This is a genomic window from Mycobacterium sp. SMC-13 (assembly GCF_045311035.1).
In the GTDB taxonomy this organism is placed as follows: Bacteria; Actinomycetota; Actinomycetes; order Mycobacteriales; family Mycobacteriaceae; genus Mycobacterium.
In genome coordinates this window covers 62,375-88,669 of record NZ_JBJIAI010000008.1, presented here as the reverse complement: position 1 = coordinate 88,669, position 26,295 = coordinate 62,375, and the positions used below count along the sequence as shown (strand labels likewise).

20 protein-coding genes are annotated in these 26,295 nt (G+C 67.9%); 9 read left to right on the top strand and 11 right to left on the bottom strand.

All coding sequences use genetic code 11. The annotated features are described in order from the left end of the window. The first annotated feature begins 15 nt into the window (after positions 1-15). Positions 16-1,035, top strand: a complete 1,020-nt coding sequence (locus tag ACJH6I_RS13890; RefSeq protein ID WP_406784222.1) for an isopenicillin N synthase family dioxygenase — start codon at positions 16-18, stop codon at positions 1,033-1,035. On the opposite strand, the gene ACJH6I_RS13885 is transcribed toward ACJH6I_RS13890, so the two are convergent. Continuing rightward, positions 1,023-4,478 (bottom strand): proline dehydrogenase family protein, encoded by a 3,456-nt coding sequence (locus ACJH6I_RS13885; protein ID WP_406784221.1) that lies wholly within the window; start codon positions 4,476-4,478, stop codon positions 1,023-1,025. The two genes, ACJH6I_RS13890 and ACJH6I_RS13885, sit on opposite strands and share 13 nt — an antisense overlap. Positions 4,479-4,547: 69 nt before the next feature. Between ACJH6I_RS13885 and ACJH6I_RS13880 the strand changes: the two genes are divergently transcribed. After that, positions 4,548-5,474 carry a LysR family transcriptional regulator gene (locus tag ACJH6I_RS13880; RefSeq protein WP_318986218.1) on the top strand — a complete coding sequence of 309 codons (927 nt, stop codon included), beginning with the start codon at positions 4,548-4,550 and terminating at the stop codon, positions 5,472-5,474. A gap of 5 nt (positions 5,475-5,479) precedes the next feature. On the opposite strand, the gene ACJH6I_RS13875 is transcribed toward ACJH6I_RS13880, so the two are convergent. After that, complete coding sequence (locus tag ACJH6I_RS13875) at positions 5,480-5,953, bottom strand: MarR family winged helix-turn-helix transcriptional regulator (protein WP_318986219.1); 474 nt, start codon at positions 5,951-5,953, stop codon at positions 5,480-5,482. Next, positions 5,940-6,980 (bottom strand): TIGR03617 family F420-dependent LLM class oxidoreductase, encoded by a 1,041-nt coding sequence (locus ACJH6I_RS13870; RefSeq protein WP_318986220.1) that lies wholly within the window; start codon positions 6,978-6,980, stop codon positions 5,940-5,942. The genes ACJH6I_RS13875 and ACJH6I_RS13870 overlap by 14 nt, the downstream gene beginning before the upstream one ends. Positions 6,981-7,130: 150 nt before the next feature. Between ACJH6I_RS13870 and ACJH6I_RS13865 the strand changes: the two genes are divergently transcribed. Both ACJH6I_RS13865 and ACJH6I_RS13860 read left to right on the top strand, forming a co-directional pair. Beyond that, positions 7,131-8,240 (top strand): sulfotransferase, encoded by a 1,110-nt coding sequence (locus ACJH6I_RS13865; protein WP_318986277.1) that lies wholly within the window; start codon positions 7,131-7,133, stop codon positions 8,238-8,240. After that, positions 8,230-9,522, top strand: a complete 1,293-nt coding sequence (locus tag ACJH6I_RS13860) for a hypothetical protein (protein WP_318986221.1) — start codon at positions 8,230-8,232, stop codon at positions 9,520-9,522. The genes ACJH6I_RS13865 and ACJH6I_RS13860 overlap by 11 nt, the downstream gene beginning before the upstream one ends. Positions 9,523-9,592: 70 nt before the next feature. Here the strand turns inward: ACJH6I_RS13860 and dapC are convergent, their stop codons facing one another. Together dapC and fdxA are read right to left on the bottom strand one after the other, a co-directional pair. Beyond that, positions 9,593-10,696: a succinyldiaminopimelate transaminase gene (gene dapC / locus ACJH6I_RS13855; RefSeq protein ID WP_406784237.1), complete on the bottom strand. Its 1,104-nt coding sequence runs from the start codon at positions 10,694-10,696 to the stop codon at positions 9,593-9,595. 2 nt (positions 10,697-10,698) lie between these two features. Further along, the gene (gene fdxA / locus ACJH6I_RS13850) at positions 10,699-11,019 is read right to left on the bottom strand and encodes a ferredoxin (RefSeq protein ID WP_029121628.1); all 321 of its coding nucleotides are present in this window, start codon (positions 11,017-11,019) and stop codon (positions 10,699-10,701) included. 257 nt (positions 11,020-11,276) lie between these two features. Between fdxA and ACJH6I_RS13845 the strand changes: the two genes are divergently transcribed. Continuing rightward, the gene (locus tag ACJH6I_RS13845) at positions 11,277-11,843 is read left to right on the top strand and encodes a PadR family transcriptional regulator (RefSeq protein ID WP_406775587.1); all 567 of its coding nucleotides are present in this window, start codon (positions 11,277-11,279) and stop codon (positions 11,841-11,843) included. After that, positions 11,840-13,855: an FAD-dependent oxidoreductase gene (locus ACJH6I_RS13840; RefSeq protein WP_406775586.1), complete on the top strand. Its 2,016-nt coding sequence runs from the start codon at positions 11,840-11,842 to the stop codon at positions 13,853-13,855. The genes ACJH6I_RS13845 and ACJH6I_RS13840 overlap by 4 nt, the downstream gene beginning before the upstream one ends. Before the next feature lie 119 nt (positions 13,856-13,974). Here ACJH6I_RS13840 and ACJH6I_RS13835 read toward each other — a convergent pair whose 3' ends face one another. Beyond that, on the bottom strand, positions 13,975-14,436 hold the full coding sequence (locus tag ACJH6I_RS13835) for a DUF2231 domain-containing protein (RefSeq protein ID WP_406775585.1): 462 nt from the start codon (positions 14,434-14,436) through the stop codon (positions 13,975-13,977). A 150-nt stretch (positions 14,437-14,586) separates the two neighbouring features. Beyond that, positions 14,587-17,166 carry a bifunctional FO biosynthesis protein CofGH gene (locus ACJH6I_RS13830; protein WP_318986224.1) on the bottom strand — a complete coding sequence of 860 codons (2,580 nt, stop codon included), beginning with the start codon at positions 17,164-17,166 and terminating at the stop codon, positions 14,587-14,589. 213 nt (positions 17,167-17,379) lie between these two features. Here ACJH6I_RS13830 and ACJH6I_RS13825 point away from each other — a divergent pair, with 213 nt between their 5' ends. Then, positions 17,380-18,726: a hypothetical protein gene (locus ACJH6I_RS13825; protein ID WP_406775584.1), complete on the top strand. Its 1,347-nt coding sequence runs from the start codon at positions 17,380-17,382 to the stop codon at positions 18,724-18,726. A gap of 231 nt (positions 18,727-18,957) precedes the next feature. On the opposite strand, the gene ACJH6I_RS13820 is transcribed toward ACJH6I_RS13825, so the two are convergent. Further along, positions 18,958-19,410, bottom strand: coding sequence for a hypothetical protein (locus ACJH6I_RS13820; protein WP_406775583.1), 453 nt, complete (start codon positions 19,408-19,410; stop codon positions 18,958-18,960). Positions 19,411-19,500: 90 nt separating this feature from the next. Further along, positions 19,501-20,379, bottom strand: a complete 879-nt coding sequence (mshB, locus tag ACJH6I_RS13815; RefSeq protein WP_133425568.1) for an N-acetyl-1-D-myo-inositol-2-amino-2-deoxy-alpha-D-glucopyranoside deacetylase — start codon at positions 20,377-20,379, stop codon at positions 19,501-19,503. 28 nt (positions 20,380-20,407) lie between these two features. Between mshB and ACJH6I_RS13810 the strand changes: the two genes are divergently transcribed. After that, the gene (locus tag ACJH6I_RS13810; protein ID WP_406784220.1) at positions 20,408-21,703 is read left to right on the top strand and encodes a chloride channel protein; all 1,296 of its coding nucleotides are present in this window, start codon (positions 20,408-20,410) and stop codon (positions 21,701-21,703) included. 15 nt (positions 21,704-21,718) lie between these two features. Here the strand turns inward: ACJH6I_RS13810 and ACJH6I_RS13805 are convergent, their stop codons facing one another. Together ACJH6I_RS13805 and ACJH6I_RS13800 are read right to left on the bottom strand one after the other, a co-directional pair. Next, positions 21,719-23,371, bottom strand: coding sequence for a hypothetical protein (locus ACJH6I_RS13805; protein WP_318986227.1), 1,653 nt, complete (start codon positions 23,369-23,371; stop codon positions 21,719-21,721). 49 nt (positions 23,372-23,420) lie between these two features. Beyond that, positions 23,421-25,331: an ABC transporter family substrate-binding protein gene (locus ACJH6I_RS13800; RefSeq protein WP_318986228.1), complete on the bottom strand. Its 1,911-nt coding sequence runs from the start codon at positions 25,329-25,331 to the stop codon at positions 23,421-23,423. 64 nt (positions 25,332-25,395) lie between these two features. Here ACJH6I_RS13800 and ACJH6I_RS13795 point away from each other — a divergent pair, with 64 nt between their 5' ends. Beyond that, positions 25,396-26,256 carry a hypothetical protein gene (locus ACJH6I_RS13795; protein ID WP_318986229.1) on the top strand — a complete coding sequence of 287 codons (861 nt, stop codon included), beginning with the start codon at positions 25,396-25,398 and terminating at the stop codon, positions 26,254-26,256. Positions 26,257-26,295 lie beyond the last annotated feature (39 nt).

Genomic DNA, 26,295 nt, shown 5'->3' with positions numbered 1-26,295 from the left:
TCTAGCGTCGACAGCATGACCCAACCAGAAGTGATCGTCGACCGCGTCGTCCTGCAGGACGGCTTCGTCCCAGTGATAGACATCAGCAGCGCCCGCACCGGCGACCCGACGCACCGCCAGGCGGTGGCCGATGCGATCGGCCGGTGCTGCGAGACGAGCGGCTTCCTGATCCTGGTCGGGCACGGCGTGCCGTACAAGGCCATCAACGACGTCAACCGCGCCCTGCGCGAATTCTTCGCGCTACCGCAGGCCGAAAAGGACAGCGTCCGAGCACTTCCGGGCGACCCGCTGGCCCGTGGATTCAGCAGCGCGGGCAAGCTCGCGGCCACCAACGATGGCGCGGACGTCGCGGCCGAACACCAAGCGCCGGACCGGGTCGAGAAGTTCGTCCACTTCCCGCTGGGCAACCCGGAGGGTCTGGGCGGCGACGGCTGGACCGACGAGCGGGTGGCCGTCGCCGACCGCTGGCCCGACCTCCCGGGATTCCGCGCGGCCTACGAGCGCTACTACGCCGAAATGGAATTACTGGCGACCGAATTGTCGCGGCTGTTCGCGCTTGCCCTCGGCCTGCGCGAGGACTGGTTCGACGCGTCGATCGACCGCCACAACTCCAACCTGATGGCCAACTACTACCCGGCCGACAATCGGCCGGCCGGCGAAGTCCGGCTGAGCCAGCACAGCGACTGGGGCAATCTCACGATCCTGTTGCAGGACGAATCTCAGCGCGGGCTACAGGTTCGGGGTGACCAAGGCGAATGGATCGATGTGCCCATCGTCCCCGGATCATTCGTCATCAACATCGGCGACCTGCTGGCCCGGTGGACCAACGACCGCTGGGTCAGCACCGTGCACCGTGTAGTGAGCAACGGCGCGGGCGGAGAGCGGTTCAGCCTGCCGTTCTTCCACCAGCCCAACTTCGACGCCGTCATCGAGTGCATCCCCACGTGCACGACGGCCGACAATCCGCCGCGCTACGCACCGGTGGTGTCGGGGCCCTATCTGCTCGACAAGTTCAAGCTCGCCTACGCGCTCTGAGTTACCGCGTCACCGAACAGGTTCTCGGACAACGGCGTCGGAGAACCGAATCGGTGCGCCGTCACGGCGATCGCCTGCTCGTGCAGGAATGTCAGCAGCTCGACGCGCCCGGCTTCGACAACCGGCCCCGCGTAGAGCGCGGTGCCGACAGCGCCGGCACTGTCGCGCGCGAACTGTTCGCGGCTGCCGCCGAGCAGGCGAACCCGTCCAGGTGCGTTGCCGCGCAGGGTGTTCCGCCACGACACCGCATCCTCCACCCGGTAGACGACGCCGGCGGTGGCCAGCGTGCCGGCGATCGCCGGAGCGAGCGGAACCGGGGTGGAGACGGTCACGCGGGAGCCGGCCAGGATGCCCGCGCCGACCACGCGCAACAAGGCTGCCGGATCGGCATTCTCGGCGCGCACCGTGACCGGGACGGGCAGGTACCGGAAGACGTTCTTCTCCGCCATCAGACCGGAGACATCGCGCGCGACGCCGAACTCCGTCGCCCAGGCATGTGCGTCGGCTCCGAAGGACCGTTCGAGGAAATCGATTTCCGCGGAATCCAGCGCGAAAGTCTGTGCGGCGTCGAGGATCGCTTGTACGGCCGGCGAAACCGGAGCAGTCTGGGTCGCCGGCGCGGAACGCCAGTCACTCAGCCCGACAAGGTAGTTCGGGCCGCCCGCCTTCGTGCCCGCACCGACCGCCGATTTCTTCCACCCGCCGAAGGGCTGACGCTGCACGATCGCGCCGACGGTCGAGCGGTTCACATAGGCGTTGCCCGCCTCGACCCGGTCGAGCCAGTGTTCGATCTCCTCGCGGTCCAGACTGAAGAGGCCTGCCGTCAGTCCATAGTCGACCTGATTCTGGATGGCGATCGCCTCATCGAGATCGGCGGCGGCGATGAGGCCCAGAACCGGTCCGAAGTATTCGGTGAGGTGGAACTCCGAGCCGCGCCGAACCCCGGTCTTCACTCCCGGCGACCAGAGCCGGCCGGTGTCATCGAGTTGGCGGGGCTCCACCAGCCACTGCTCCCCCGGTCCGAGCTGCGTGAGCGCCTTCAGCAGTTTGCCGTGCGCGGGTTCGATGACGGGCCCCACCTGAACGGTCGGGTCCGACGGGTAGCCGACCTTCAGCGACGTGACGGCATCGACCAGCTGGTCGCGGAACCGCGCGGACCGCGCGACCGAGCCCACCAGAATGCCCAGCGACGCTGCCGAACACTTCTGTCCGGCATGCCCGAAGGCCGAGTACACCAGGTCTTTCACCGCGAGATCGAGATCGGCATGGGGAGTGACGATGATGGAGTTCTTGCCGCTGGTCTCGGCCAGCAGCGGCAGGTCGGGCCGGAAGCCGCGGAACAGTTCGGCGGTCTCGAACGCGCCGGTGAGGATCAGCCGGGCGACGCGCGGGTCCGATACCAACCGGGTGCCGAGATCGCCCTCGTCGAGATGCACCAACCGCAGCACGTCGCGCGGCACGCCGGCGTCCCAAAGTGCTTGCACCATGACGGATCCACACCGCCTGGCCTGCGTGGCGGGTTTGATGATGACGGGACTGCCCGCGGCCAGCGCGGCCAGCACCGACCCGGCGGGGATCGCCACCGGGAAGTTCCATGGCGGCGTCACCACCACCAATCCCGCAGGCACCGCGACGGCGCCGTCCACAGCATCGAGTTTTTCCGCCTGTGCCGCATAATAATTCGCGAAATCGATGGCCTCGGAGACCTCCGGATCGCCTTGATCCAGCGTCTTGCCGCACTCGGACGCCATCACCTCCAGCAACACCGCCCGCGCTGCCTGCAACGAGGCCGCCGCGCGCCGCAGGACCGCCGCCCGCTCAGCACCGGTCCGCTTCGCCCACACCGCACCCGCGGTGACGGCCTCGGCGATGATTCCGTCGAGCGCGGCCGTGCTCGTCACGGTGTGCTCGGCCACCAGCTCCACACCGGTCGACGACGCGGCGATCCGCTCGGTGATCGCCCGCCCCCACAACCGATTTCCGGGCAGCGCCGGATCGGTGTCGGCGACATTCGCGAACCGGCCGGCCGGGCACATTGCCGCGCGCGGATCGTCGGTACGGCGATCCTGACGACGGTTGGGCACCGGAATGACAGTCTCCCCCACGAGATCCGCGAGCGACGCGATGAACCGGTCCTTCTCGCGCTGGAACAGCGACTGGTCGTCGTGCAGCTCGAACACCGCCGACATGAAGTTGTCCTGGCTGGCACCTTCCTCCAACCGCCGCACGAGGTAGGCGATCGCGACGTCAAAGTCCTTGGGGTGCACCACCGGTACGTACAGCAATAGACCGCCGACGGTGCGCCGGACGGCTTCGGCCTGGGCCTCCGCCATCCCCAGCAGCATCTCGAACTCCACCCGGTCCCGGACGCCGCGACGCCCCGCGAGCGTCCACGCGTACGCGATGTCGAAGAGGTTGTGCCCGGCGACACCGATCCGCACGTTCGCCGTGTGTTCGGGCCGCAGCGCGTAATCCAGCACCCGTTTGTAATTGGTGTCCGTGTCCCGTTTGGTCGGCAGGGTCGCCACGGGCCAGCCGTGCAGCGAGGCCTCCACGTGTTCCATGGGCAGGTTGGCGCCCTTGACCAACCGGACCTTGATGCCCGCGCCGCCCCGCTCGCGGCGCGCGCGAGCCCAGTCCTGCAGGCGCATCATCGCGCTCAGCGCATCGGGCAGGTAGGCCTGCAGCACGATCCCGGCTTCGAGGTCCAGCAGATCGGCCCGGTCGAGCAGCTTGGTGAACACCGCGATCGTCAACTCCAGGTCGCGGTACTCCTCCATGTCGAGGTTGATGAACTTCTTCGTCGGCGCGGTCGCCGCCTGCGTGAACAACGGCAGCAGGTTCTGCGCGATGTGGTCGACGGCTTCATCGAACGCCCACGGCGAGTGCGGTGGCACGGTGGCCGAGACCTTGATCGACACGTAGTCGACGTCGGGGCGGGCGAGCAGCCGTTCGGTGCCCTGCAGCCGTCGGGCCGCCTCGGCCTGGCCGAGCACGGCCTCACCGAGCAGGTTGATGTTGAGTCCGACACCACGGCTGCGGATCCGTGCGATGGATCGTCCGAGACGGGCATCGGTTGCGTCGACGAGAAGGTGACCGACCATCTGGCGCAACGCCTTCCGGGCGACTGGGATGACCAGGCCGGGCGCGATCACCGACACCAGGGCGCCGAGCTTGATCAACAGCCGTTCGTGCAGCGGCAGGAAGGCAGGCGCGTTGCGCGCGAGGGCCCGGAGGTTGGCCGCCGCGACGCGATGGTCTTCGGGCCGGATCACCCGGTCGACGAAGCCGACGGTGAAATCCAGGCCGTGCGGATCGCGCAGGACGTCGGCCAACCGTCTGCCGGCCGGGGCGACAGGCAGGCGGGCGGCGTCGTCGAGCCAGGACCGGACCTGACTCACGACATCGGTCAGCAGATCTTCGTCACTGCCTAGCTGGGTCATCTGCCCATCATGAGCTCGTCAGACACTTAAAATAAAGCGATGATTTCTGACAGAAAAGATTAAGCAGAAATGAAACATCAGCGCGCTGATCTGCTCGACACCCGACGGCTGCGTCTGCTGCACGAGCTGAGCCTGCGTGGCACGTTGTCCGAGGTCGCCGAGGCACTGCACCAAAGCCCGTCGTCGATATCGCAGGCGCTGAGCCAGCTCGAACGCGAAGTCGGCGTGCCGCTGCTCGAAAAGGTCGGGCGCCGGCTGCGGCTCACGCCCGCCGCCGAGGTGCTCGTCGAACACACCGCGGTCATCTTGGCGCGGCTCGAGCAGGCCGCCTCCGATGTCGCGGTGCAGAGCGACGAGGCGTCCGGCACCGTTCGGCTGGCCGTCTTCCAATCGGCGGCCTCGGCCTTCATGCCGCAGATGTTGACGGAGCTGGCGACCCGCCATCCGCGGCTGCGCGTGACCATGTCGCAGCGCGAACCGGAGCAGGCGCTCTACGAGACCTGGCTGCGCGAGTTCGATCTCGTGATCGCCGAGGAGTATCCGGGGCACGCCGCGCGCGCGTATCCCGATCTGCACCGGGCACCGCTGACCACCGACCTGCTGCGGCTGGCCGTCCCACCGAGCGGAGACCCCTGGGACCGCATCTCGTCGGTCGAGGATGCCGCCGACCTGCCGTGGACGATGGAGCCCGAAGGCACCGCTTCCCGGCACTGGGCCGAACAGCTCTGCCGGAAAGCAGGTTTCGAGCCCGACGTCCGCTTCGAGACCGACGATCTCGAAGCCCAGATCGCCCTGATCGAGAACGGCAACGCCGTCGCCATCCTGCCCGACCTGATGCGCGTCCGGCGCCGTCCCGATGTCCGCGTCATCGACGTCGATCCGCGTCGGCGCGTGGTGTTCACGGCGACGCGGACCGCCATCAGCAAGACGCCGGCCATCGTGGCGTGCCGGGCCGCACTGGCTTCGGCCGTGCCCGCGCAGCTCGATGTCGACTGAACGCCCTAAATCGGGGTTTCCTTGGTGTCGTTGACGAACCTGTTCAGCAGCACGTCGAGCTGACGCAGATCGTCGGCGCTCCAGTCCGCGAGCGCACGCGCCAGGTGTTCGCGGCGCACTTCCTGCAGTGCGTCGGCCGCCCGCTGCCCCGCCGCGGTGACCTGCACGATGGACACGCGACCGTCATTGCCGTCGGCGTGCCGGGTCACGTGCCCGGCGTCGACCAGGGCCTGCACCCGCCGCGTGGTCATGCCGACGTCCATGTGCGCGGTGGTCGCCAACTGCCCGACGGGCTGCGGCCCGTCATCGATCAGCACCCGCAGCAGCGCGTACGACGGCTGCGACAGTTCGGTGTCGGCACTGGCGGCCTGCCGCTTGAAGGCCGCACGGCTCAAGCTCAACCGCACCACCTGGGCGAGGGCGGCGCTGATCGAATCCACCGACTCCATCTTGCGTTTCGACGCCCTAATCGAGACCATGGCGCGCTCCGTTCTGCAGGTCCCGGACGCAGGCCCGCACGGGTTGATCCTCGTTCTCGTCCGCACGGACCGGCGGTAGTACCACCCCGTCCGCGATGCCGTCGTACTTGGCACGCAGCAGATCCGGTAGCTGATCGTATCGCCCGGCGGTCACGAGCTGATCGAGTACGGCGTCGTCGAGGACGGCGGGCAGGTCTTCCCACCGTTGCTGTTTGATGAGGGCGCGAAGGTCGTCGGCCAAGGCGTGCCAGCCTTTTCGTTTCAGTGTCGCCGCGTAGGCGGGGGTCGAGAGCAGGAAGGCCAGCATCCGGCGTTGGCGCTCGCGGTCCTGCGCGACCAGCAGGTCGGTGCTGCCGGTGGCGACCGCGGTCGATGCCACGAGCGCCGGCAGTTCCGCGCGACCCGCCGCCGCGGCCCCACGCTGAAGTGCCGGGCGGACAACGTCTCTGAGGTAGTCCGGGTCGGAATTGGTGGAATGGGTGACGACGCCGTCCGCCACCCCGCCGGCCAGTTCACACATGCGTCCGTTGACTGCGCCCAGCCAGATGCGTGGTGGCGCGAGGTCATTCGGCCCCGGGTTGAAGTACGGCTGGAGCCGGGTGATGCGGTAGGCGTCGCCCTCGTGCCGGACGGGCTCGCCAGTGCGGAACGCTTCGAAGATCGCCTTGAGGGCACCGACGTATTCGGCCATCCGGGCCCGCGGTTCGCTCCAGGGCATGCCGAAGCGGTCTTCGATGTTCTGGCGGATCTGGGTGCCCAGGCCCAATTCGAAGCGCCCACCCGAGAAGGTCTGCAGGTCCCAGGCCGCGTAGGCGGTGAGCATGGGGCTGCGGACGAAAGCCAGGGTGACGGCCGTGCGGATGGTCAGCCGCTCGGTGTGTTCGGCGGCCAGTAGTGCCACGGCTAGCGAGTCATGCGTCGTCTCGGCGATGTGCAGGCCGTCGAAGCCAAGTCGCTCGATCCGGCGTGCGTAGGCCGGCACCTGGGTCAGCGGCAGCTCAGGCGACATGGCGGCGAATACCTGCATACGCCAGGACGCTAGCCAGCTTGGTTGACATTGTCAATTGATTGACAATGTCAACTAAAGCTACTTACGTTGTGGCCGCTCCCATTCCGACTCCACGCTCGAGGAACACCTGTGTCGCGTTTCTACTTCGACTGGTCCAACTACTTCACGATGCTGCGTCTGCTGCGCCGTGACGCCCGTTCACAGCGCCGGTGGGCGCCCTTCGTGCGATTCGCCGCCGGGGTACCACTGATGGCCGGCCTGCATGCGCTGTGCTTCGCACTCGACCCGCTCCTGTTTCCGTCATTGCGCCGCACCGAGGTTCGCGCCCCCACGTTCTGTATCGGGCACGCGCGCAGCGGCACGACGTACCTGCACCGCTTGATGGCACAGGACCAGCAGTTCAGCTACGCCCTGATGTATGAGCTGTTCTTCCCGTCGCTACTGGAAAAGAAGCTGCTGCGCTTGTTGTTTCGTGTCGACGCGGCGACCGGCGGGAGGTTGCGTCGCCGGCTCGACGAGATCGAGGAGCGGGCTTTCGCGCCGACCGAGGACATCCACAAGACCGGTTTCTTCGTGCCCGAAGAGGACGACGCGTTCCTGACGTGGTCGCTGAGTTCCGGATTCTGGATCGTGGCGTTCCCCTACATGGGCGAGTTGGACTTCTATCACGTCGACCGCTGGCCCGCGGCGAAGCGGCGCCGCATGATGGCGTTCTACAAGGAATGCGTGCGGCGCCAGATCGCCCTGAACGGCGGCGGCACCCACCTGAGCAAGAACCCGACCTTCTGCGGCCGCGTGGAGACCCTGATCGAGACCTTCCCCGACGCGAGAATCATTGTGCCGATGCGCAATCCGTACGAGACCATTCCGAGCCTGCTGAAACTGATGCAGACCGAATGGTCGCTTCGCGGGCGCGATGACCAGCTCGTCGCCGGCTCGCTGCGCGTACTCGCCGACCAATCGGTCGACACCTACCTGCATCCGCTCGAAGTGCTGGCGCGCCATCCCGAGGTGCGGGCGAGCGTCGTCGACTACCGCGAACTCGTCGGCGCGCCGTCCGCGACCATGCGCCGCGTCTATGCCGACCTCGACCTCGACGTCGGCGCAGAAGCCGAGCAGGCCTTCACCGCCGCCGAACGCCGGCCCGGCCACGAGACGACGCACCGGTACAGCCTGGCCGAGTTCGGGCTCGATCCGAATGACATTCACCGGCGACTGGCCGGCCTGTTTGACGAATACCACTGGGACAACGAAGAAAAGGACGCTCATGTCAGCTGAACTCGAAACGATGCGCGCGGCGTGGACCGACATGATGGCCGCGCTGAACCGCGCCCGCGATGCCGTCGACTCCCCCGACCTGCACGCACCACCCGTGACAGCCCTCGGGGTCGCCGAAGGCTACCGGTACCTCATGGGTTTCGCGTTCAGCGCCATCGAACGCGCCTTCCACGAAGACCCCGCGTTCCCCTATTTCCGCCGCACCATCCAGCCCGTCGACAAAGCCACCATCGACAACGCCGACGCGCTGTACCTGTCGGCGGCGATCGACGGCGCCCACAATTACCTGATCCGCGGATCATTGGGACCAAATGCACCGCACTACCTCATCTTTGAGACGCACACGGTGTATGCGGGCGATACCGGCACGTTGGCCGAGCTGGGGCCGGGTGGGCGCGTCGTCACCGGGATGCTGGACTCTGCAACGCTTCTCGTCGACGACGGCGGCCGGTTCGAAATCCTGCTGGCCCCGGAGCGGCCGGCCGGCCACACCGGCAATTTCATCGCCACGGCGTCCGACGGGAACACCGCCGGATATGTCATCGCGCGCATGCTCTTTCATGACTGGGAGCACGAAACCTGCCCCGATCTGCACATCGCGCAGATCGGCGCCGAGGGCACGCATCCGGCAGCGCTGACACCGTCGTCCACGGCGGCCCGGCTACGGCGCACCGGTGAACTCGTCGAGAATCAGATGAAGTTCTGGAATGAGTTCTACGACGTCGTCCTCGAAGCACACGGCGACAAGAACGGCGACGGCATCACCTTCATGCCCCGCAACGCACTCAACGCACCCATGCCCGCCAACCTCGCGACGGGCGGCGGCCAGTGCACCAACGTCTACTCGGGCGGTACCTACGATCTGGGACCCGACGACGCACTGCTGGTCGAGCTCAATGTCCCTGTGCCACCGGCATATCTGGGTTTTCACCTGTCGAACCTCTGGGGTGAGTCACTCGACTACGCCAATCACGTCAGCAGCCTCAACGGATTTCAGACCGAACCCGACCTGGACGGCCGGCTGCGCTACGTCATCACCGGTGTCGATCCCCAGGTGCCGAATTGGCTTGACACCGCGGGACATTCGCAGGGCTTCCTCACGGTGCGGTGGACGTACAGCGCGCCGCCCGCGGAGTTGCCGACGGCGACAGTGACGGTGATCAGCCGCGACGAGGTGCGCAAGCATCTGCCCGAATCCACCCGCACCGTCAGCGCCGACGAACGTCGCGAGCAGATCAGAATCCGGCAGGAGCACGTCCAGCGGCGCTACCGCCAGTACTGAATCTTTCGCGAGCAGACGTAAAACTGTCGCTTTCCTGGTGAAAACGACAGTTTTACGTCTGCTCGCGAAATCAGGCGAGACGCGCGACCGCGGCGGCGATGCGCTCGTCGGTCGCGGTGAGTGCGATGCGTACGAACTGCTCGCCCGCGGGGCCGTAGAACTCGCCGGGGGCGACGAGGATGCCGCGTTCGGCCAGCCACGCGACCGTTGCGCGTCCGGACTCACCGCGGGTGGCCCACAGGTAGAGGCCGGCCTCGGAGTGCTCGACGGTGAAGCCGGCGCCCCGGACCGCCGCCAGCAGCGCGTCGCGGCGCTTGGCGTACCGGTCGCGCTGGACGCGTTCGTGTTCGTCGTCGTCGAGGGCCGCGACCATCGCGGACTGCACGGGCGTCGGGACGATCATCCCGGCGTGCTTGCGCACCGCCAGCAGTTCCGCGACAAGTTCCGGGTCGCCGGCGACGAAACCGGCGCGGTAGCCGGCCAGCGAGGAGGTCTTGGACAGCGAGTGCACGGCCAGCAGACCGGTGTGGTCGCCGTCGCAGACGTCGGGATGCAGCACCGACAACGGCTGGGCATCCCACGACAGGCCGAGGTAGCACTCGTCGGACGCGACGACGACGCCGCGCTCACGCGCCCAGCCGACAACCTTGCGCAGGTGGTCGACACCCAGCACCCTGCCGGTCGGGTTGCTGGGCGAGTTGAGGTACACCAGCGCGGGCACCTGGGGCCCGACCTGGGTCAGCGAATCGGCCCGCAGTACCTGTGCGCCGGCCAGCCGCGCGCCGACGTCGTACGTCGGGTAGGCCAGCTCGGGCACCACGACGGTGTCGGCGGCTCCCAAACCGAGCAGCGTCGGCAGCCAGGCGATGACCTCTTTGGTGCCGATGACGGGCAGTACCGCCTGCTCCGGCAGGCCGGTGATGCCGTAACGGCGCTGCAGGGCAGCCACCGCCGACGCGCGCACGGCCGGCGTACCGGCCGTCGTCGGGTAACCCGGTGAGGCACTGGCAGCGGCCAGCGCGTCCCGGATGACATCGGCGACCGGATCCACCGGCGTGCCGACGGACAGATCGACGATGCCGTCCGGGTGGGCACGAGCGGTCGCGGTCGCCTCCGCCAGGGTGTCCCAGGGGAACACCGGCAATGCGGCCGAGACCTTGGCTCTAGCGGACAGGGTCACTCGCCCTGCGGCGCGAGATCCTTGACCGCCTGCGGGTCGTTGTCGGTCTGGCCGACCTTCGACGCACCACCCGGCGAGCCGAGCTCGGCGAAGAAGTCGGCATTGTTCTGGGTGTACCCGCTCCACTGATCGGGGACGTCGTCCTCGTAGTAGATGGCCTCGACGGGGCAGACGGGCTCGCACGCGCCGCAGTCCACGCACTCATCGGGGTGGATGTACAGCATGCGTGCACCCTCGTAGATGCAATCGACCGGGCATTCTTCGATACATGCCTTGTCTTTGACGTCGACGCAGGGTTCGGCAATGACGTACGTCACCGGTAGTTCTCCTGTTCCAGTGGGCTGCTGGCTCGTCAGGATTACAACGAGCAGACGTCAGTATGGTGCGCCCGTACCGAAGCGTCTGGCTCAGTGTTACCTAACTTTACGCGCCGCCCGGGAAGGGTGGCGCGTGGTTACTGATACTAGACGTTGCACATACCGTCCGACTAGTTCCCACCACAGCTTTTTACGCGTGTCATTTTTGGCTTTGCAATTTGTTGCATAGGACCGTCGGTAGCACCTACGCTCATGCCGTGGCCCTCCCCCACGCCATCCTCGTGGCGTTGTGCGAACAAGCCGGTTCCGGTTACGAACTGGCCAGCCGGTTCGACCGATCGATCGGCTACTTCTGGGCCGCCACTCACCAGCAGATCTACAAGACGCTGCGCACCATGGACACCGAAGGCTGGGTCAGTGTCGAGGTCGTCGCGCAGCACGGCCGTCCGGACAAGAAGGTCTATTCGGTGACCGACGCCGGCCGGGCCGAACTCGAACGCTGGATCGCCGAACCGCTCACCGGCCGTGGTAGTTCCGTGACCGACGCTCGCACCCGCGAACTCGCGGTTAAGCTGCGCGGCGCGACGTACGGCTCCGCGAACAGCACCGCCGCCCTGCGCGAGCAGATTCGCGCGCTGCGCGCCGAACGCGCCGCGCTGCTCGACACCTATCGCGGCTACGAAAAACGTCAGTTCCCCGATCCCTCCGCACTGACCGCCAGCGCGCTGCACCAATACCTGGTGCTGCGCGGCGGTATCCGCGCCGAGCAGGGATCGGTGGACTGGTTGGACGAAATCCTGTTCGCCCTAGAAGGAACACCATGACCAACCCCTATCCGAACCTGTTGTCGCCGTTGGACCTTGGCTTCACCACGCTGCGCAATCGAGTGATCATGGGCTCGATGCACACCGGCCTCGAAGACCGCGCCCGCGACACCGGAAAGCTGGCCGAGTACTTCGCCGAGCGGGCCCGCGGCCGTGTCGGCCTGATCATCACCGGCGGCTACGCCCCCAACCGCACCGGCTGGCTGCTGCCGTTCGCCGCCGAGATGCTGTCGTCGAGCGACGCCCGCCGGCACCGCCGGATCACAGGCGCGGTGCACGCCGAAGGCGGCAAGATTCTGCTGCAGGTACTGCACGCGGGACGCTATGCGTACCACCCGCTTTCGGTCAGCGCGTCGTCGATCAAGGCCCCCATCAACCCATTCCGGCCGCGGGCCCTGCGCGATGTCGAGGGCACCATCAATGACTTCGTGCGGTGCGCGCTGCTGGCCCGCGAAGCCGGGTACGACGGCGTCGAGATCATGGGCAGCGAAGGCTATCTGCTGAACCAGTTCCTGGCGCCGCGCACCAACAAGCGCACCGACGCCTGGGGCGGCACACCCGAGAAGCGCCGCCGCTTCCCGGTCGAGATCGTCCGCCGCACGCGCGAGGCCGTCGGCCACGACTTCATCATCTGCTACCGGCTGTCGATGGCCGACTACGTCGAGGACGGCCAGACGTGGGAGGAAATCCTCACGCTGGCAACGGAAATCGAAGCCGCTGGGGCGACGATCATCAACACCGGCATCGGTTGGCACGAAGCGCGCGTACCCACCATCGTCACGTCGGTCCCCAACAGCGCGTTCGCGGACATCAGCAACGCGGTGGCGCAACACGTCACCATCCCGGTGGTCGCGTCCAACCGGATCAACATGCCCCAGTCCGCCGAACAGATCCTGGCCGACGGTGCGGTGCAACTGATCTCGATGGCGCGACCGCTGCTGAGCGACCCGGATTGGGTCCGCAAGGCACAGCGCGATGCCGCCGACGAGATCAACACCTGCATCGCCTGCAACCAGGCCTGCCTGGACCACGCGTTCGTGCACAAGACCGTGTCATGCCTGCTGAATCCGCGGGCCGGGCACGAAACCACGTTGGTACTGGGCAAGACTCGGGTGACGAAGCGCGTCGCAGTCGTCGGCGCCGGCCCCGCCGGCCTGGCCGCCGCCGTCACCGCCGCCGAGCGCGGCCACGATGTGACACTGTTCGAGGCCGGCGACCACATCGGCGGCCAATTCGATTTGGCCCGAAGGATTCCCGGCAAAGAGGAGTTCAACGAGACCCTCCGCTACTACACCACGATGCTGGCCAAGCACCGCGTGGATGTCCGGCTGAACACCCGGGCGTCGGCCGACGAACTGTCCGGCTACGACGACGTCGTGCTCGCCACCGGCGTCGCGCCGCGCATGCCTGCGATCCCGGGCATCGATCATCCGATGGTGCTGTCGTACGCGGAGGCCCTCACGGGCGCAGCGGTCGGCAAGCGCGTGGCGGTGATCGGCGCCGGCGGAATCGGTTTCGACGTCAGCGAGTTCCTCACCGTCGACGAATCGCCCACCTTGAACCTCAAGGAATGGCGCGCCGAGTGGGGCATCGCCGACGGCGGCGACTCCCGCGGCGGGTTGGCCACGCCGATCCCGCTGCCACCGGCCCGCGAGGTGTACCTGCTGCAGCGCACCAAGGGCGCCCAGGGACGCGGGCTCGGCAAAACTACGGGCTGGGTGCACCGGGCATCGGTCAAAGCCAAAGGCGTCCAGCAGCTTTCCGGCGTGAACTACGAGAAGATCGATGACGCCGGCCTGCACATCAGCTTCGGCCCCGACCGGTCCGATGCCCGCATCCTCGAGGTCGACAACGTGGTGATCTGCGCCGGCCAGGAGTCGGTGCGTGACCTCGAGGAAGGCCTGCGGCGCAACGGGATCACCCCACACGTCATCGGCGGTGCAGCGGTGGCCGCCGAGCTCGACGCCAAGCGCGCCATCCGCCAGGGCACCGAGTTGGCGGCCAAGCTCTAGTCGGCCGCTGTCCCGGCCACGGCCCTACGTCGAGCGTGGGCGTTGCCGCGCTCCGTGCGGCGTGTCGTCACCACCAAGCGCCACGCTCGGCGTAGGACGGCCGCCTTGTCGGGTTCGGGCTACAGACTGAAGCCGCCCCAGACGGCTCGGGCCCCGGTGTGCCCGATCCGCACGATCTGGTAGATCGTGGCCACGCCGACGACCACAGCCAGCACCGCCACTATGACGCGGGCCAGCGTCTCCTTGTCCCCCAGTCGTGCACCCCAGCGGTGCAGGAAAGCCACGGCCAGCGACACCACGAGCAGACCGATGACGAAAAAGACTGCGGTATCGCCGAGTTCGGCGTGCTCACGCAGCACCGGGTTGTCGGGGAGCTGCTTGATCAGCGCCTCGCCGGCCTCGATGGCGAACGGTGTCAGAATGACCGTCGCCACGGACAGCGCCAGCGTCAGCCACACGAGCCGCTCCCGGGCGGCCGTCCATACGGCGCACATGATCGTCAGGACCGCCGTCAGCGGCGTCAGGACGATGATCGCGTGCACCAGCAATGGGTGGGCGGGCAGGTCACCGATCGTGTTCACGCATCACAGCGTGACACTCGCCGCCGACGAGCGTGCGCAAAATGCACGCGACACACCGCGAAAGCCCGTACAAACTCCCCCGCAAGCGGGTGGTGCCCCCAGGCCGGCTCGCGGGAGGTGGTGGTGCGCCCCGGCTCGCGGGAGATGGGGCTAGGCGGCCAGGGGCGAGTAGTCGGTGCTGCGTTGGCGGGCGGGGCGGCCGATGCCTTCGGCGATGGCGACCAGCTCGGCGACGGTCTTGGCCGAGCCGTTCTCCGAACCGGCCATGCGCGAGATGGTCTCCTCCATCAACGTGCCACCGAGATCGTTGGCACCGCCCTGCAGCATCACCTGCGTGCGCTCGACGCCGAGCTTGACCCACGAGGTCTGGATGCTCGGAATCCGGCCGTGCAGCATGATCCGCGCCAGCGCGTGCACCGCGCGGTTGTCGCGGTGCGTCGGCCCCGGGCGTGCCCCACCGGCCAGATACAGCGGCGAGGACTGATGCACGAACGGCAACGGCACGAACTCGGTGAAACCACCTGTGCGGTCCTGGATTCCGCGCAGCACGTTCAGGTGCCCCACCCAATGCTTCGGGGTGTCCACGTGCCCGTACATCATCGTCGACGACGACCGCAGACCCACCTCGTGCGCCGTGGTCACCACATTGATCCACTCGGCGGTCGGCAACTTGCCCTTGGTCAGCACCCAGCGGACCTCGTCATCGAGAATCTCGGCCGCGGTGCCCGGGATCGTGTCCAGGCCGGCCTCCCGCAGCGAGGTCAGCCACTCGCGCACCGACAACCCACTGCGCGTCACGCCGTTGGCGATCTCCATCGGCGAGAAGGCATGCACGTGCATCGACGGCACCCGATTCTTCACCGCCCGCACCAGATCGGCATACCCCGTCACCGGCAACTCCGGATCGATACCGCCCTGCATGCAGACCTCGGTCGCCCCGGCGACATGCGCCTCCCACGCCCGGTCGGCGACCTCGTCGACCGACAGCGAGTAGGCATCAGCGTCACCCTTGCGCTGCGCGAACGCGCAGAACCGGCAACCGGTGTAGCAGATGTTGGTGAAGTTGATGTTCCGGTTCACCACGAACGTCACGTCATCACCGACGACATCCCGCCGTAGCGAATCAGCCAGCGCGGCAACAGCATCCAGCGCCGGACCGTCAGCGGTGGCCAGGGCCAGATACTCGTCGTCGGAGCAGCCGCCCGGGTTGCGTTCGGCCGACCGCAGCGCGGCCAGCACGTCGGTGTCGATGCGCTCGGGGGCCCGGGCCGCCAGCTCGGAAACCTTCTCCCGGATGGACTCCCAGTCCCCGAACGCACTACCCAGATCGCTGCGCGTCTCGGTCAGCCGGCCCTCGGTGTCGATCGCAGAGTGCAGATCGGTGCGGCCCAACGACTCTGACGCCTCATCGGGTTCCTGCCACGGCAGGCCGACAGGGTTGACCTCGCGTGCCCAACCGGTCTCCGGGTCGGCCAGCGCATCCACGTGGCCCCGCACCCGCGGGTCGATCCACGCCGCCCCGGCCTGCACGTACGACGGCTGCGCCGTCAACCGCTGCACCAGGTCATAACCCGCCTCGGCCGTCACCGCAGCCAGATCGTCCAGCGCCGGCCACGGCCGTTCGGGGTTGACGTGGTCGGGGGTCAGCGGGGACACCCCGCCCCAGTCGTCCACGCCGGCGCCGATCAGCGCCAGGCATTCCTCACGGGACACCAGATTCGGCGGCGCCTGAATCCGCATCTTCGGGCCCAGCACCAGGCGGGTCACCGCGATGGTGGCCAGGAAATCGTCGATCCCGGCATCGGGAGTCGCGGCCATGGCCGTGTGGTCCTTGGCCCGGAAGTTCTGCACGATGACTTCCTGCACGTGCCCGAATTCCTTGTGCGACTTGCGGATGGCATGCATGGTCTCGGCCCGCTCGGTGAGATTCTCACCGATACCGACCAGCAGGCCCGTGGTGAACGGGATCGACAACCGGCCCGCGTCATCCAGCGTGCGCAACCGCACCGCCGGATCCTTGTCGGGGCTGCCGTAATGCGCCAGGCCCTTGGTCTCGAACAGCCGCCGCGACGTCGTCTCCAGCATCATGCCCATCGACGGCGCCACCGGCTTGAGCCGCGACAGCTCCGACCAGCTCATCACACCCGGATTCAGGTGCGGCAGCAGACCGGTCTCCTCCAGCACCCGGATCGCCATCGCCCGCACATAGTCGAGGGTGGAGTCATAGCCCCGCTCGTCGAGCCACTGCTTGGCCTCGTCCCAACGGTCCTCCGGCCGGTCACCCAGGGTGAAAAGCGCCTCCTGGCAACCCAACTCGGCACCGCGACGAGCCACGTCGAGAATCTCGTCGGGCTCCATGTACATGCCCATACCCTGCGCGCGCAGCTTGCCCGGCACCGTCACGAACGTGCAGTAATGGCAGGTGTCGCGGCACAGATGCGTGACCGGGATGAACACCTTGCGCGAATACGACACCGGCAACCGACCGGTCGCACCCCGCCGTCCCGCGGCCTCCAGCCCGGCGTCCCGCACCCGGGCAGCGCTCGCACAAAGGTCGGCCAGGTCGTCGCCGCGGGCCGTCATCGCGATCGCGGCCTCATCCACATTCAGCGCCACACCATCACGGGCGCGGCGCAGCACGCGACGTAAGGCGGACGACGATGCGGGGGCGGCGAGCGGTGGGACCACGGGAAGAGGCAGGTCTGCGCCGTTCTGGGGGTTCAGAGCCACTTCCGTGTAACCCCGCTGAAGTCGACGTTCATCCACGCGTCTCACATTCTGAAACCACTGCGCCTGGCATACCGGCCACAGTAGCGCCAGCTCGCCGGCGCGGCGCGGGCCCCATACCCGGACACACACAGCAAACGCGCAGACTATTCGCCGAATTTGGTGACGACCGCGTAAGTTCAGAGGGTCGGGACGCGATCATTTCGAGGAGCCACGGTGTCCGTTTCAGTCCGCTCGTATGTCATGGCGGGCGCCGCCGCTGCGACCGCCACAGCTGTCGCATTGACCCCCATCCAGGTGGTTCCCGCCGACGTCGCGGTCCCCGCGCACTCGACCACAGCCCAACCGCACCTGACCGAGGCCATGGTCAAGCTGCTGGCCGCGGCAAGCAACATGACGCCGCCGGTGCCGCCCAAGCTGCCCGCCGCGGGCGTCGTCCCCAAGGTCGGGCCGAACCCGCTGGCGGCCGCACCCACGGTGACCGGGCCCGTCGTCACCCCACAGAACGCGGCCAGTGACTGGCTCACCAACGCGTACACCGGCATTCAGGCATGGGTCGACTGGGGCGTCGACTACGCCACCGACGTTCTGTATTGGCTGAACTGGTTCGTGCCATTCACCGGCACGATCGCCGCCCAGACCGACATCTTCTACTGGACGCTGATCCGGCCCGTCTCGGACGACATCTTCTACCAGGCGGTCGTCCCGATCGTGAACGATCCGCTCAACCTGGGCGTGTGGGTCAACGGCATCGGCAATGCGATCCGCTATTCGGTCAATGACGTCATCAACTTCGGCATCGCGGAGTTCAACTACTTCTTCGGTTGGATCATCCCGCCGATTCCGCCGCTGCCGCCCATCGGGTCGTTGGCCGCCACGCAGACCACCCTCGAGTCGATCGCCAAGACGGTGCAGACCACACTGACCAGCCTGGCCGCCGGTCTGGTCCCCGCCAAGGCCGCCGAGAAGGCCGCCGCCGCGGACGCCGACCCGGCGAGCAAGCTCGCGCCGACCGCCGCGCAGTCCCCGGCGGACAAGCCGGCAGACAAGCCGGCCGAGAAGCCTGCCGAGACGCCAGCGGTGACGCCGGCGAAGGCGGACGACAAGGGCAAGTCCGACGACAAGGGCACGCAGCCCGCGGGCACCGAGGCCGGCCAGCAGCCGACCGACCCGCAGGCCGAGCCCAAGACGGACCCCAAGGCGGAGCAGCCCAAGACGGACCCCAAAGCCACCGACCCGAAGACCGAACCCAAGGCCGATCCGAAGACCGAACCCAAGACCGGCACTGCGACCGGCGAGGCCGAGGGTCCGGCCAAGCAGCAGGACGAGGTCAAGGCACCGAAGCCCGTCAAGAAACCCGGCAAGAAGGCCGGGGATAAGACCGAGGCCACCAACAACAACGCCGGCACGGATCACCCGACCGGCACGACCGGAGCGACGAAGCCCGGCAAGGGCGACAAAGCCGGAAGCGGCAAGGCCAAGGGCGACAAGGGCGCCGGCCAGTCGCAGGGCGCTGCCGGCGGCCAGAAGGCCGGTTCGGGAAGTCACACAGCCAATAGCTGAGCCAGGCGCCCAGGTTCGCCTGCTCTTGTCACACGTCGATCGCCGCGCCCTGACCGCAGAATCACCGACACCGTCGTTGGCTCTGCGTCAGCGGCGTCAGGCACTCGACCTTTCCCGCCACAACCGCAGGACCAACCAGGCACCGCGATCGACCCTGCGGCCACAGCGGCATCTACTCGATAGTTGTCGCCCTCAGTGCGGAGTCGATGCGGAAATGCCGGAGACCGGACGCTAGTCCGGCGCTGCCGCGCGCCGCTGGGCATTTCGCCACAGCACCACGCCGGGCGGCGTCGCCCCGAGCAGCAAGAAGATCAACGGTGAGGCCTGCATGATTCCGGCGCCGCCGAACACGATGTCATCGCCTGGCCCACCGAGCAGCAGGAGCACGACGGTCGTCAACCAGGCCCACATCGGCAGCGCGGCCAGGCGGGGATGGGACGTCCACTGGAGGCCGGCCCAGACCAGCGCCGCATTGACGAGACCACTGAGCAGGCCACTGATCGGGAACGGCACGGGGCCGAGGTAGAGCGGCAGGAACAGTGCGCCGGCGATGGCCGACAAGGCGCCATCGAACGCCAGCACACCGAGCATCAATGCGCGCGCCCGACCGGAGTCGGCGCGCACCGGGGCAGACGTCAGGTCGGGATGCTGTCGAGCAGACCGACGAGGGAGCCGACGACCCACTGATAGTTGTCGCCGAGGCCCTGCAGGTGCTGCAAGTTGGGGTCCAGATCCGAGTCCATGGCGGCTACCCTACTCCCCCGCTTCCCGGTCTCACGCGAGGTTTATCCCGCTGAGTAGGTCAGTTTCCACACCACGGGCGTCGCGTTCGCCGGCCGTGCCGTCGACCAACACGTAGTGCTCGACGGCACTGATCGGCAGTGCAATGTTGTTGGACAGCGCAAAGACCCGGCCGCTCGGCTCCACCGTCACCTGCGTCTGGTGGGCCCGCATGGCGGCGACCTTGGCCGGCAGGCTGTCCTGCGCGTCGATGACGGCGTCGATGCGGTGGCCGAGATCGAACGGCAGCGCCGTGGCCGGGATCCGCACCCAACTCTCGGGCAGCTCGATCCCATTGATCGACTCCAGGGCCTCGGCCATCGACTCACCGTCCATCACGGTCCAGTAGAACTTCGGGACCTGCCACGGCTCACCGGGATGGCCGTCGCCCGCCGACGCGGCGACCGCAGCCGTCGTCACCCGATGCGCCTGGATGTGGTCGGGGTGCCCGTAGCCGCCGTTGGGGTCGTAGGTGACGACGACGTGCGGGCGGAAGTCCCGCAGCACCGCCACCAGTTCGGCGACGGCCTCGTCCATGTCGGCGTCCGCGAACCGCTGACGGTGCCGCGCCGGGCTGCCTTCCATACCGGAGTCCCGCCAATGCCCGGCCCCGCCCAGATACCGCGGCCTGTCGACGCCCAATGCCCGTAGCGCCGAGGTCAATTCACCGATCCGGTAGCCGCCCAGCTGGTCAGCTCCGTCGACCGCCAGCTGTGCCCACTGCGAACCGATGACCTCGCCCTCTTCGCCCAGGGTGCAGGTGAGCACCCGCACGTCGGCGCCGCGGGCCGCGTAGTGCGCGATGGTCGCTCCGGTAGTCAGTGTCTCGTCATCCGGATGGGCATGGACGAACAGCAGCCGTGGGGTCTCCATATCCCCCAGGCTGGCATACATTCACCGGGTGACGCGACGTGCGCTGGAGTTCGGCAGTGCGGTGCTGCTCACCGGCCTGCTCGCCGGGGTCGCCGGGGCACTGACGGTCTCGTTGCTGCACGCCGTCGAACATCTCGCCTACCACTATTCGTACGGGCTGCTGCTCGACGGCATCGGCGCCAGTTCGCCGGTTCGGCGCGCGCTGGCACCGGCGATCGGCGGAGCGCTGGCGGGGCTCGGCTGGTGGATCCTGCGTCGCCGCAGCGGGACTCCGTCACTGTCGGCGACCATCGCCGGGAAGAAGCCGATGCAGCACCTGCCGATGGCGGCCGACGCGGCGCTGCAGGCCGTGGCCGTCGGCAGCGGTGCGTCGCTCGGCCGCGAGACGGCGCCGCGCCAATTGGCCGCGGTGCTCAGCAGTTACGGGACGACGTGGCTCGGGCGGCTCACGTCATCGACGCTCGGGACGCTGACGGCCCGCGACCGCGAGATTCTGCTGTCCTGCGCCGCGGGCGCCGGCCTGGGCGCGGTGTACAGCGTGCCGCTGGGTGGGGCGTTCTTCGCCGCCCGCGTCATGATGGGCACCTGGCATCCCAAGGTCGTCGGCACGGCGCTCATCACGTCGAGCCTGGCGGTCGCGGTGTCGCATCCGGTCACGCATTTCGAGCGCGATCTGATCTGGCCGGATCCGGCACTGTCGTACCAGTTCACGATGCTGGCGTTGGCCATCGCACCCCTCGCGGTGGTGATCGGCCTCGTCTTCAACAAGCTGATGGCGGTCGCGGGACCCAAGCCGCAGCTGACGTCCTGGGTGCTCATCCCGGGTGTCGCGCTGGCCGGGCTGGTGACCGGCATCTGCTCGATCTACCGGCCCGAGCTGCCCGGCAACGGCCGCAGCGTGCTGATCGTCAGCGTCGACGCGCAACTGAGTCTCGCCGCCGCGGCGGTTCTCCTGATACTCAAGCCATTGCTCACCGCGCTGTATCTGCGGGTCGGCGCGGTCGGCGGCCTCATCACGCCGGCGCTCGCCACCGGCGCGGCCGCGGGCACCGTCGCGACGTTCACCCTCAACGGTCTGGCCGGTACGCACCTGCACGTACCCGCGGTGGCATTGACATGTGCGGCGGGCGTCCTCGCCATCACGCAGCGGGCGCCGGCATTCGCGGCATTGTTCGTCTGGGAGCTGGCACATCCGCCGATCTGGCTGCTGCTGGTTTTCGCGGTGGCCGCGTACTCGTCGCACGGGATCCGGCTGCTGCGGGAGCAGTCGGCGGCCCGGGCGGCCGGCCAACCGAAACGGCTGTGGCCCTCCACCTTTCGGTAGAGGGCCACAGTTCGGTCAATTGGTTGGTTGTGTGTGACCACCGCTGGACCTGGAACCGGTCTTCGAGTGAGCGGTCTTGCCGGACTTGCCGGCTTCAACTGCCTTCGGCTTCGACGGCGCCGCAGCGCCCGAATCATCAGCCTTGGCGTTTCCGGCCTTTGACGAACCCGCCTTGCCGACCTTCGCGCCACCGGTCGAGTTCTCAACCCCCTTTGCCGAACCGTCCGTGGCGTGGTCCGTACCGGACTGGCTTGCACCGGACAAAGTTCCAGCGGGCTTCGTCGAGTCGGTACCCGTGGATTCGCCGGTTTCCTTGGTCGAAGCGCCCGACGAGCTGGCCGCACTCGACGAGACGGACGAGCCCGGCGCATCTGTGCCGCTGGGTGACGTGGCCGAAGCCGGTTCTACGCCAGCGGTCTTGGTGGTCGGCACCGGCGCGTCATTCGAGGCGGCGGTCATTGCTGCTTCACCGGTGTTCGACCCCCTCGTCAGCGTCGAAGTCGTCGCGATGCCACGGGCCGGCGAAATCGCCGTGTCCGGTTCGGCCGCCTTGCCGGCATTCGATTCCGCAGTCAGGCCCGCGGCACCGCTGGAGACCGCAGCCGACGGTCGATTTTCATCTGCGGTCTGTGTTGCAGCAGGTGTCGACGCGGCACTGCCGGCTTTGAGCGCGTTGGCGATGGTGTCCCGGAAATTCAGTAACTTTGTCAGCAGCCCATTCGGGCCGATGATGCCACCACCGAATCCGTGCCATCCATTGACGAACGTCCCGACGACGTTGCCCGGCGCGCTGAGGATCGCGCCGAGAGCCGCCAACGGATCGCGCGCTTTGACCGCGTCGGCAACGGCCTGCCCCGATTCTCCGATCGACGCGAGCGTCGTGTTGACCAGGCTCAACGCGCCGAACCCCATCGTCGTTGCGAAACCCGGCAGTAGGGCAACGACGTTCGAGAAGTTCTCCGCCATCCGCACGGGTATCTGCAGAGTCGACAGCATGGGAAGGCCAAGTTGGACCAGCGCCATTGTCAATGCGGTCTGAACAGTGCCGACCGCACCCTGGATGTTCCCGGCCGTGAACTGCTGCACCACCTTCTGCAAACTGGCCACGAAACCGTAAGGCGTACTGGGGTTGAGTAGGTTGATCGCGTTCCTGCCGACGGTTTCCAGTGCCGTGAGATACAGCTTCCCGTACTCGAGCTGGTTTGCAATCAGCTGTTTCAGGATCGGCGCCGGATCGCCGGCGATCAGCTGTCCCAGGAGGCCCAGATTGGATACCGCATCGCTGACGATCCCAGCCCACTGTCCGAGCAGATTCGGGAAAGCCGGAGTGCCCGCCAAGCTTGCCGGCATCCCTGCCATCAAGGGATTTTCCACTGCGCCGCTGGGCATTTCACTCACCGCTGCGGTATGGACGAACTGCTCGACGACGGGTCGTGGCGAAAGGTTCTGCGCGGTGGCCGAGAGTCGAACGTCCAGGTGTTGAACGAATGTCGGTGGCGCCACGGAGGGCGACACGGCGATGACGCCGGCGCCGACAACCGCGACACCGGCCGTCAGATACGGACGTAGAGCGAGGATCAACTCGTTCTCCTTCGGATTCAGGTGAGGGGTGTCAGCCTGAACTGACCGCGCGAAGGTACCGAGTAAGCCGCAGAACAGCATTCGCATTCTGCAGCGCTTTCACTTTATTTGCGCTTGCGTATCGCCTGGCCGCCGCTCAGGGAACCTTGACCCACTTGCCGGCGTCGCCGACGATCCCGACCGGGACGGCGCCGGTGAGGCTGACGTTCTGCACCGTCGGCCCCGCGGCGACGATCGTGGTGTCCTGCAGGATCGGCAGCACCGTCTCCATCGCCCAGAGCTTGGGCTCCAATTCGTTGAGCACGTCGGCGATCTTCTCGGTGCCGGCCAGCGCCGCATCGATCTTCGGCTGAATCGCGTGGTCGCAGATGCCGGTCAAGTTACTGGGCGCCTGCACCAGCTGGTCCCCGCCGAGCGGCTTGGGCAGCGGGAGGGTCGGCGCCGTCGACGTCACCGTCGGCGTCGATGGCTGCGGCACAGCGGTTTTCGACGTCGACGTCGACGTCGGCTGCTGGGGCGGCACCGGGGGCGTCGCGGTGGAGACGGCCGTCGCGTCCAATCCCGGGCAGCCGTAGCGCGATGCCAGCACCGTCGCCAGGTCGCCGCCGGCATGACGCCAGCCGACGATGGCGTCGACCCGCTCCAGACCCTCGGCGTACAGCGCCACCGGATCCATGGCCAGCACGGTGGCCTCGATGCCGACGCTGCGCAGTTGGTCGGCGGCCGTGTTCGCCACCGCGACCGACGTCGGGTCGTTGGCGGCGACGCCGATGGCCAGCCCCAGCGGCTTGCCGTCTTTGACCAGCCGATCGTGGCCCGGCGGTGGTGGCACGCCGGGCGGCGACGGTGGCGCGACGTCCGGCTCGATGTTGTACCCGGCGCGCACCAACAGGTCCATCGCGGCGTTGCGGTCCAGCGCCGGCGGCGCCGTCGGCACGTAGCCGGGGTCCGACGGCGTCCGGATCTGCGCCTGCGCCAGCGTCACGGTGTTGTCGCTGCCCGCGCCGACGGCGGCCAGCAGGCCGACGTCGAGGAGACCCAGCAGTGCCTTGCGGACCTGGACGTCGGTCAGTGCGGGCCGCTGCGCACGCAGCGTCAGCTGCATGACCCGCGGCGTGACGATCCGCGCGGTCCGCACGCCCGGGATGGCCGCGAGTTGCGCGAAAGTCGCCTGCCCACCGTGCACCTGGGCCACCTGGGTGTCCCGGTTACGGATCGAATCTGCAAGCGCCGCAGGCGATCCCCCGCGCCGGAACAGCACCTGGTCGGGCACCGACGGCACACTCCAGTACCGGTCGTTGCGCGCCAGCAGGATTTCGTCACGCTGCGGGTCGATGCTCTCGACACGGAACTGGCCGCCGGTCACCGGCATGGCCCGCGCCAGCCCGGCGCCGAACCCGCCCGGCACGTCCTTGACGATGTGCGCCGGCAGGATGTTGTTGAACAGCTCCCGCCACGCCGGGTAGGGCTTGGCGAACGTCACCACGGCCGTCTTACCGCCGTCGACCGACTGGACACCGGTCACCAGGTCGTAGCCGGCCGGATCGACGACGCCGGGCTGACTGACCATCTGGCGCCACTGGTACCAGTAGTCGTCGGCGGCGATCGGCGCGTTGTCGGTCCACTGCGCCTCGGGGCGAATCTTGTACGTGACGGTGAACGGGTTCTGGTTGGTCACGTCGGCCGACAACAGCAACGACGGGTCCAGTTCCCAGCGCGAACCCGACGGTGCGGCCGGGTCGGCGATGGGCCGGAACGAGCTCGGCAAGACGAGCGCCGAGATGGCCGCGTTGACCGGCGACTGGTCGGACTGCAGATGCGGATTGAAGCCGGGGCCGATCCAGTCGATGGCCATGATGATCTGGCTCATCTTCGGTGGCGGTGGGACGACGGTCTTCGTCGTCTCGGTGCTGCGCGGCGCCGGCGGCGGGCTCACGGTGCAGCCCGCAAGCGCCAGAACCGACACCAGTGCCCCGGTCGTCATCAATCGGCGGCGGGCGGTCGGCACGACAGTCAGGGTATCGGCACGGTGAGCCCGAACCACCATCCGAGGCCACCGATGCAAATCCCCGTCGCTCCGCTCGCCCCTGATGTGGTCCACAATCTCCGGTATGGGACTACTGCCTAAGCCGTACACCCCGCTGTCCGATGCCGACGTCGCCGACGCGCTGAGCCGCGCCGTCGCTGTCATCAACCCATTGCTCAACGTGCTGTCGCAAGCCGATCCGATCGGGCTGCGTAAGCGCTCCCATCGTCTGCTGAGTCCGCCCCGCGGGCTGACCGACCGGGTCCGGCGGCTGCGCCTGCGGCTCCGGCGCGTTCAGGCCGGCCGTAGCCCCAACGCCGCGGACCTGGCCATGAACGCCGGCGCGCAGCTGATGAACGCCGCCGACCTGCCCGGCACCGCCGCCTGGGAGCGGATGAGCCGAGACGAGCGCATCCACTGGTGGGTGCACCGCGTCGGCGCGTTGAACACCGTGCTGGTGGCCACGCCGGGCGCATTCGGTGTGCTGGCCCGGGTGCTGCCGGTGAGTGAGCTGGCCGGGTTCGTCAACCACGCCATCGTGTTGTGCGCGGTGGCCCGCGAATACGGCGTCACCGATCGGCGCGAGCAGGTGCGACTGCTGGCCGCGGTGTTGTGCGGACGGCAGCTGCCCGCGGACTTCGATGTGCCGCAGCCCCCGGAGCCGGAGCCGCTTCCCGACACCCCGCCGGACGGCTGGAAGCCCCTGGAGGCCATCACGTCGTCGCTGCCGGTCGTCGTCGTCAAGAGCATCTGGCAGCTGGCCGGCATCTTGCGCGCGACGTTCGACGAGATCGCCAAGCGGCCGCAGCCGAACAAGTGGTGGCAGCGTTTGAGCGCGCTGCCGTGGGTCGGCGCGGTGTCGACGTACTTCGGTGAGCGCGGGGCGCTGATCAAGGCGGCCGACGAGGGTGTCGCCTGGCTGGACCAGAACCAGAAGGCCGGTTAGCACTCCGCGAAAACGCTTGTGCCGACCGGCCTTTCGGTT

Coding starts and splice junctions, on each gene's coding strand:
- ACJH6I_RS13860 (WP_318986221.1), top strand. CDS start 8,230: ATGTCAGCTGAACTCGAAACGATGCGCGCGGCGTGGACCGACATGATG.
- ACJH6I_RS13800 (WP_318986228.1), bottom strand. CDS start 25,331: ATGGTGGTTCGGGCTCACCGTGCCGATACCCTGACTGTCGTGCCGACC.
- ACJH6I_RS13890 (WP_406784222.1), top strand. CDS start 16: ATGACCCAACCAGAAGTGATCGTCGACCGCGTCGTCCTGCAGGACGGC.
- ACJH6I_RS13875 (WP_318986219.1), bottom strand. CDS start 5,953: ATGGTCTCGATTAGGGCGTCGAAACGCAAGATGGAGTCGGTGGATTCG.
- ACJH6I_RS13870 (WP_318986220.1), bottom strand. CDS start 6,980: ATGCAGGTATTCGCCGCCATGTCGCCTGAGCTGCCGCTGACCCAGGTG.
- ACJH6I_RS13805 (WP_318986227.1), bottom strand. CDS start 23,371: ATGCGAATGCTGTTCTGCGGCTTACTCGGTACCTTCGCGCGGTCAGTT.
- ACJH6I_RS13885 (WP_406784221.1), bottom strand. CDS start 4,478: ATGACCCAGCTAGGCAGTGACGAAGATCTGCTGACCGATGTCGTGAGT.
- mshB (WP_133425568.1), bottom strand. CDS start 20,379: ATGGAGACCCCACGGCTGCTGTTCGTCCATGCCCATCCGGATGACGAG.
- ACJH6I_RS13840 (WP_406775586.1), top strand. CDS start 11,840: ATGACCAACCCCTATCCGAACCTGTTGTCGCCGTTGGACCTTGGCTTC.
- ACJH6I_RS13865 (WP_318986277.1), top strand. CDS start 7,131: ATGCTGCGTCTGCTGCGCCGTGACGCCCGTTCACAGCGCCGGTGGGCG.
- ACJH6I_RS13880 (WP_318986218.1), top strand. CDS start 4,548: ATGAAACATCAGCGCGCTGATCTGCTCGACACCCGACGGCTGCGTCTG.
- ACJH6I_RS13795 (WP_318986229.1), top strand. CDS start 25,396: ATGGGACTACTGCCTAAGCCGTACACCCCGCTGTCCGATGCCGACGTC.